The 7,017-nt window shown below is 34.5% G+C and carries 7 protein-coding genes; all 7 read right to left on the bottom strand.

Going from position 1 to position 7,017, the window contains the following annotated elements:
• Positions 1-57 precede the first annotated feature (57 nt).
• The gene (locus CD29_RS17605; RefSeq protein WP_036189850.1) at positions 58-684 is read right to left on the bottom strand and encodes a TlpA disulfide reductase family protein; all 627 of its coding nucleotides are present in this window, start codon (positions 682-684) and stop codon (positions 58-60) included.
• A 316-nt stretch (positions 685-1,000) separates the two neighbouring features.
• Positions 1,001-1,522 carry a spore coat protein gene (locus tag CD29_RS17600; RefSeq protein ID WP_052124240.1) on the bottom strand — a complete coding sequence of 174 codons (522 nt, stop codon included), beginning with the start codon at positions 1,520-1,522 and terminating at the stop codon, positions 1,001-1,003.
• A 290-nt stretch (positions 1,523-1,812) separates the two neighbouring features.
• Entirely contained in the window at positions 1,813-2,442 is a 630-nt protein-coding gene (locus CD29_RS17595; protein WP_036189848.1) for a YdhK family protein, read from the bottom strand.
• A gap of 126 nt (positions 2,443-2,568) precedes the next feature.
• Entirely contained in the window at positions 2,569-4,986 is a 2,418-nt protein-coding gene (locus CD29_RS17590; protein WP_036189847.1) for a heavy metal translocating P-type ATPase, read from the bottom strand.
• An 85-nt stretch (positions 4,987-5,071) separates the two neighbouring features.
• The gene (gene copZ / locus CD29_RS17585; protein WP_036189846.1) at positions 5,072-5,278 is read right to left on the bottom strand and encodes a copper chaperone CopZ; all 207 of its coding nucleotides are present in this window, start codon (positions 5,276-5,278) and stop codon (positions 5,072-5,074) included.
• A gap of 15 nt (positions 5,279-5,293) precedes the next feature.
• On the bottom strand, positions 5,294-5,635 hold the full coding sequence (locus CD29_RS17580; protein WP_036189844.1) for a metal-sensitive transcriptional regulator: 342 nt from the start codon (positions 5,633-5,635) through the stop codon (positions 5,294-5,296).
• 303 nt (positions 5,636-5,938) lie between these two features.
• Positions 5,939-6,583, bottom strand: a complete 645-nt coding sequence (locus CD29_RS17575) for a peroxiredoxin family protein (RefSeq protein WP_036189843.1) — start codon at positions 6,581-6,583, stop codon at positions 5,939-5,941.
• Positions 6,584-7,017 lie beyond the last annotated feature (434 nt).

The raw sequence follows: 7,017 nt of genomic DNA, 5'->3' as shown, positions 1-7,017 counted from the left end.
GACTTCCACCACCTAGATAGTTGCCATGCCTGGCACACATAAAAAACACAGGGCAGTTTATTCCCCGTGTTCTTTCCCGTCCATTTGTATTGAATTAACTATTTCATTCATCATTTGTTCGTTCATTGGACCAACGATCTTTTGAATAACTCCTCCTTCAGGATCTAGAATATATCTAGTTGGTAGAGTTAAAATTCCGTACATATTTCCAACAACACCATCTTTGTCTAGTAATATCGGGAAAGTTAAACCATAATCTTGCACAAATGATTCAACTGCTTGTACACCATTATCAATGTTAGTTAGATTAACGGCAACAATTTCAATTCCGTTTTCTTTATTCTGTTCATAAAACTTTTGCATAGCAGGCATTTCTTCTCTACACGGTGGACACCAAGTGGCCCAAAAGTTTAAAATAACGATTTTATCTTTAAAATCAGAAAGATTAACGTTTGCTCCACTCATATCTGTTAATGTAAATTCTGGAGCAAATGTAACTGTTTGAGCGATTTTGTCGGACCCTGTTAAGCTTGTTTCAGTCATTTCATCGTATGAGTTTTTGGGAGTTTCATTTAAGACACCTTGTTCATTAACCTGTACTGTTTTATTAAAGGTATTTTCTTCGAAAAAAATAACAAAAATTAATATTAAAATGAAAATAACAGATATGAATTTTTTCAACATAAATAATATCCCCCTATGTATAGTTTTAGTTAATAGTTACAGAATCTCTCGCTAGTTTTGGTGATGAACTTCAATTCCTTGTTCCTCACGCGAAGTCATAAGAGGCTAACCACATAACAGTTTGCTTTCTATATCTAGGCCTTAAACTGAATAATCGGTGGTTTCAGCATAGCGAAACCTTTGCAAACTGAATGTTTAAAAATGTTAAAGTTTATATGGTGTGAAAGGTATTGGTGTGCCTTCTTTTTTCTCTTCGTACACAAAAATCGGGCACACCTTATCATGCTTACTCCTACAAATTTAGCGCTGAGCGTAATTAGTTAATTTGATACATCGCTTTAAAATGACTTAAAGTTCTCTTCTGTTCGCTTAAAGAAGCGTCTGGCATATCGATCCATTTTTTTCTTTTTATAAGATTGCTATATCTCTCTTGCAGGGTAGCTTGCTGTAAAGCCATGTGTATATGAATATGCCTTATGTTGGGGGTTTCCATTCTTAAGGCAGACATATAATTGTCTTCCGACATTGATTTTGCAGTATTCTTGCCTTCTAAAGCAATGTCTTTGTCCTTTAATAAAAGTCTACTTTCATTACAATTAAATTCAACAGGCTGATATTTTTGTAGGTCTGCAACAGTTATACTTGCATTTATTTCTGGATCAATTAACATTAACATTACAATTACATGGTTCTGCATAATAATGAATTGATCATGAATAATTTTCTTTAATTCTGGCTCTTGAGCGATGCAATAGTAGTTATTAAGCTTTGTCAGTATTCCCTTATGGGCTGTTAAATGTTCAGCCATTAACCCAAGTTCAATTGACTTGATAATCAAAACCATACCTCCTTCTCCTCATACTCATTTAATGATATATTCATTCCTAGGCTATTTCGTTACATTGTAATTAACAATAAATTGTCTTAAGTAATAAATACCTCACTACTAATATAATCTTTTACTAAGTACTTTATGTATCAACTATGTCAGTTTTAGCTTTCGGAAAAAGTGTACTAGAAAAGCCCCCTATTAGGTAAGATGAATGTTTAATTTTTCATCTATCTAATAGGGGGCATTAGTCATTATCGATTTTAAAGTTCTTTATTAGGATTAATTTTTAGTTTAATTTATTGTGCTGATAATTCACTTTCTGTTACCCATTTATGATTTGTAACCTGTTCACCAGTTGTAGAAGTGAAGTCCACCATATAGATAGTTGTTTCTTCAGCAGAATCTATTGTTGCAGTTACACCTTGCATCCCTTCCATATGCTCAGCATTAATTGTTACTTCTGTTCCAGGCTCCAAAGCTTCTTCACCAACACCTTCTAATTCCTCATGAATAACCCACTTATGGTTTGTAACCGGTTTACCACCAGTAGTTGGAGTATAAGAGACTGTATATACAGTTGTATCAAAAGCACCTACAATCGTTGCTTCAGCACCTTTCATACCAGACATATGATCTGATTGAATAATTGCTTGACTACCAACAGGGAAAGTTGGGTTCCCAGCTTCTTTTAAACCTTCTGGAATTTCACCTGATCCAGAGTGATTCATGTTAGAATGGTCCATACCTTGCATTGCTTCGCTATTTTCAGTCTCTTCCATTTCATTCATTTTATTTTCAGGCGCTGCATTTGACTCTTCTTGAGTCGTTTTATTTTGTGTTGTATCATCAGCGTTTTCTCCACCACATGCTGCAAGTGTTAAAGCTGCAGCGAATGAAATAATACCAAGAGTAATTTTATTTGCCATTCTATATTCCTCCAATTTGTTCATAATTTCGCGTAGATTATGCAATATTGAACTTTTTATAGTATTGATAATAGGAATTCTAAATATACATAAATAAAAATGACCTACCAATGTAGGCCATTTTTATTATTTTTCTAACTTCACTCTTTGTAATCTTAAAGCATTTAAAACTACTGATACAGAGCTGAATGCCATTGCAGCACCCGCAACCCATGGAGCAAGCAAACCTATTGCCGCAATTGGAATGCCGAGTGTATTATAAGCAAATGCCCAGAATAAGTTTTGTTTAATATTACGCATAGTTTTGTGACTCATGATGATTGCATCGGCAATACTATTTAAATCTCCACGAATTAATGTAATATCAGCTGCTTCCATTGCAACATCTGTTCCTGTACCAATGGCCATACCAATATTAGCTACTGCTAGCGCAGGTGCGTCATTAATACCGTCACCAACCATTGCAACCTTTTTCCCAGAAGCTTGAAGTTTTTTCACTTCTTCAGCCTTCCCTTCCGGCAATACCTCTGCAATGACATGATTAACTCCAACTTCCGCACCAATAGCATTGGCAGTTCTTTCATTGTCTCCTGTCATCATAATTACTTCAATATTCATATCTTTTAAACGCTTGATGGCTCTTTTAGATGTCTCTTTAATTGTATCAGCAACAGCTACTAACCCTGCATATTGGCCATCAATACTTGCTAACATAGCTGTTTTACCGTTAGCTTCCAATTTTTCCATTACACTTAAGTCATTTGAAATATTAACGTCATATTTACTCATTAATTTTCGAGTACCAACTAAGATCTCTTTCCCTTGGACAATTGCCTTAACCCCGAAACCTGGAATTGCTTCGAATTTATCGACGTTTAATAGAGCGATATTCTTTTGTTGAATCCCTTGAACAATTGCCTCAGCTAGTGGATGCTCCGATTGTTTTTCACTAGATCCAATTAAAGCTAAAAACTCTGCTTCATCAATTCCATCTGACACAATTACATCTGTTAATTCTGGCTTCCCGTTTGTGACAGTACCCGTTTTATCAACAACGACCGTATCAATGTGATGTGTTTGTTCAAGATGTTCCCCACCTTTAAATAAAATACCAAATTCAGCTGCACGACCTGAACCTGCCATAATAGAAGTAGGTGTTGCAAGACCTAGTGCACATGGACAAGCAATTACAAGTACAGCAATTAATGCTTCAAGTGCGGGTGTAATTTCACCAGGTGACACAAATGAAAACCAAATAATGAAAGTAATAACCGCAATAACAATTACAATTGGTACAAAGATACCTGAGATTTTATCTGCTAATCGTTGAATTGGTGCTTTAGATCCTTGGGCATCCTCTACTACCTTAATTATTTGTGATAATGCAGTATCTCGCCCAATTTTCGTTGCCTCCATTTTAATAAATCCATTTTTGTTAATGGTTGCTCCGAATAAAGCATCCCCTTTCATTTTATCTACAGGAATACTTTCACCAGTTAACATAGATTCATCAACAGCAGTATCTCCTTCGATTACTCTTCCATCAACAGGAATCTTTTCTCCAGGTTTTACTAATAAGGTATCGCCAATCACAACTTCTTCTAATGGAATCTCCTTTTCAATACCATCACGAACAACTAATGCCGTTTTGGCTTGAAGTCCCATTAACTTCTTAATGGCTTCTGAGGATCGACCTTTTGCTTTTGCTTCAAAAAGTTTCCCTAAAATGATCAAGGTAATTAGAACAGAACTTGTTTCAAAATATAATTCTGCATTATGATGTTCCCCAATCGTGATGAAAGCTTGATACACACTATAGAAATAGGCGGCTGATGTACCTAGCACAACTAAAACATCCATATTTGCACTTTTATTTCGTAATGCTTTAAATGCACTTACATAAAACTGCCATCCTATTATAAATTGTACTGGGGTTGCTAAAGCCATTTGCACCCATGGGTTCATTAAGAAGTCGGGCATATAAATAAAAGACATGAATGAAAAGTGCCCTACCATTGTATATAAGAGTGGCAATGACAAAATTGCGGCTATAATGAATTTGCTTTTTTGTTTTTGGATTGCTCTTTCTCGGTAGTCAACTGCATCCTTTTTATTCTCTCTAATATGTGCACCGTAACCTAATTTCTCTACTCTTTGTATAATTTCTGTAACTGAAACTTGAGAAGGATTAAATTCAATAGTAGCATTTTCAAGTGCTAAGTTTACGTTAGCAATCGATACACCTTCTATTTTGTTTAATCCCTTTTCAATTCTTGTTGCGCAAGCTGCACACGTCATTCCTGTAATGGTGAATTCTTTTTTCTCTTTTGCTATACCGTATCCAAGATGTTGAATCTTCTTTTCAAAATCTTCTTCTTTTACTTTTTGCGGGTCATATTTAATAACAGACTTTTCAAGTGCTAAGTTGACGTTGGCTTGTTCTACACCTTCCATTTTACTTAACCCTTTTTCAATTCTTGTTGCACAAGCTGCACAAGTCATACCTGTTATCTGTAAACTTGTTTCTTTTAACTCACTACTCATGTTGCTTTCACCTCATTAAATATACCGATATGGGGTATAAATTTTTGAAAGAAATAGAGTGCTATTGTAAGCACTCTACATCTTTTTACTTAACATCGTATCCTTGATCATCAATTGTCTCTTTAATTTTTTCAAGTGTCACTTTCTCATCATTGAATTCAACGTTTACCTTACCAGAACTTAAATCAACTTTTACTTGTTCAACACCATCCAACGATCCAACACTACCTTCAATCGATTTAACACAATGACCACATGACATTCCGTTTACGTTTAATGTTACATTTCCCATATTTATTCTCTCCTTTTATTTTTTCATTAATTTTTGAATTGTGACAAGCACTTCATCTAAAACTTCTAAATCCCCTTCTTGTATACGATCAACTACACACTCTTTCATATGTGCTTCAAGAAGGAGTTTTGCTACACTATTTAGTGCAGCTTGAGTAGCAGATATTTGTGTAATGACATCATCACAATAAGTATCTCTTTCAATTAAACCCTTTATTCCTCGAACTTGCCCTTCTATCCGATTAAGCCTGGATACAAGATTTTTCTTTGACTTTTCTGAATGGTGGCTTTTTCTTATATTCAAACTAGAGCAACAACTTTCGTCTAATAAGGATTCATTTTTTAATTCGGGTTCCATGTTACTTCCCCCTTCTCAAACTCATTATAGTATACCCTGGTACCCTATGTAAATAGAAATATGTTTTAGGAACATAAATTATTTCTTTTATGCCTTTCATATAACTAAAATAAAGGTTGTGTTTAACTCAGTATAACTATGCTAGTAACTAAGAAGTTGTTCAATTTCCCTTCCATTTTTTACTGAAGGTGTTGATTGTGTATGTTCTTTATGTAAGGGCGGATTAGTTCTATTCTTAGCAAAAGAAACCCCACCAAATAAGTAAAGGGAAATTATGAACGCAAGACAAACACAGGGTAGTTTCTACTCCCCGTACTTTTCATCGGTCCTTTGGATTGAATTAACTATTTCATCCATCATTTGTTCATTCATTGGACCTACTATCTTTTGAAAAACTCTCCCTTCAGTATCTAGAATAAAACTAGTTGGTATAGTTAAAATTTCGTACATCCTCCTAACAACACCATCTTTATCTAATAATATCGGAAAGGTTAAACCATAATCTTGTACAAAAGATTCAATTGCTTGTTGACCATTATCAAAGTTAGTTAGATTAACGGCAACGATTTCAATTCTGTGGTCTTTATTTTTTTCATAAAACCTTTGCATTTCAGGCATCTCTTCTATACATGGTGGACACCAAGTGGTCCAAAAGTTTAAGATAACTATTTTACCTTTAAAATCAGAGAGATTAACAGCTTTGCCATTCAAATCTGACAATGCGAATTCCGGAGCAAGCGCAACTTTTTGAGAGTCATTATCGGACCCCGTTAAGCTTGTTTCAGTTATCTCAGCGGATTTGTTATTGGGAGATTCATTTAAGATTCCTTGCTCATTAACCTGTACAGTTTTTCTAAGATTTATGATATTTTCTTCGGATAAAATAACAAAAGTGACATAGCTAATAAATAAGGTAACGAAAATAACAGAGATGTACTTTTTTAACATAGATACCTCCTAATGGGTTGGATAATCAACGTTCGTAAGGTTAATGATTTGTTTGGATTAAACAGCAATACTTAAGAAGCGCGGTTGTTCAAGTCTTTCTAATTGTTCCTTTGCTAAATCAGGATTACTTCCATATGGCCAGTGTTAATGTTACCTCAATTCCTGGTTCACTGGAGCTTCGTTAAGCACTCTTTAATTCTTCTTGAATAATCCACTAATGGTTTGTCACTGGTTCACTACCAGTGGTTTGGGAAAAAAGAGACAGTATAAACTTCTTAAGATCTTAATTATAATTATAATTTTTGCAGAAATTATGCAGATGTTAATAAAATTAACTCAAATTATAAACTTAATTTTGTCCCTAGTTTACCCAGAATATTCCTTTTAAAGGTATTTAAAAAAAGGTGCTATTAGTGCACCCTTTACTAATTTTC

The organism is Ureibacillus manganicus DSM 26584 (assembly GCF_000772945.1).
Classification (GTDB): Bacteria; Bacillota; Bacilli; order Bacillales_A; family Planococcaceae; genus Ureibacillus; species Ureibacillus manganicus.
This window is presented reverse-complemented; position numbering and strand designations above follow the sequence as displayed.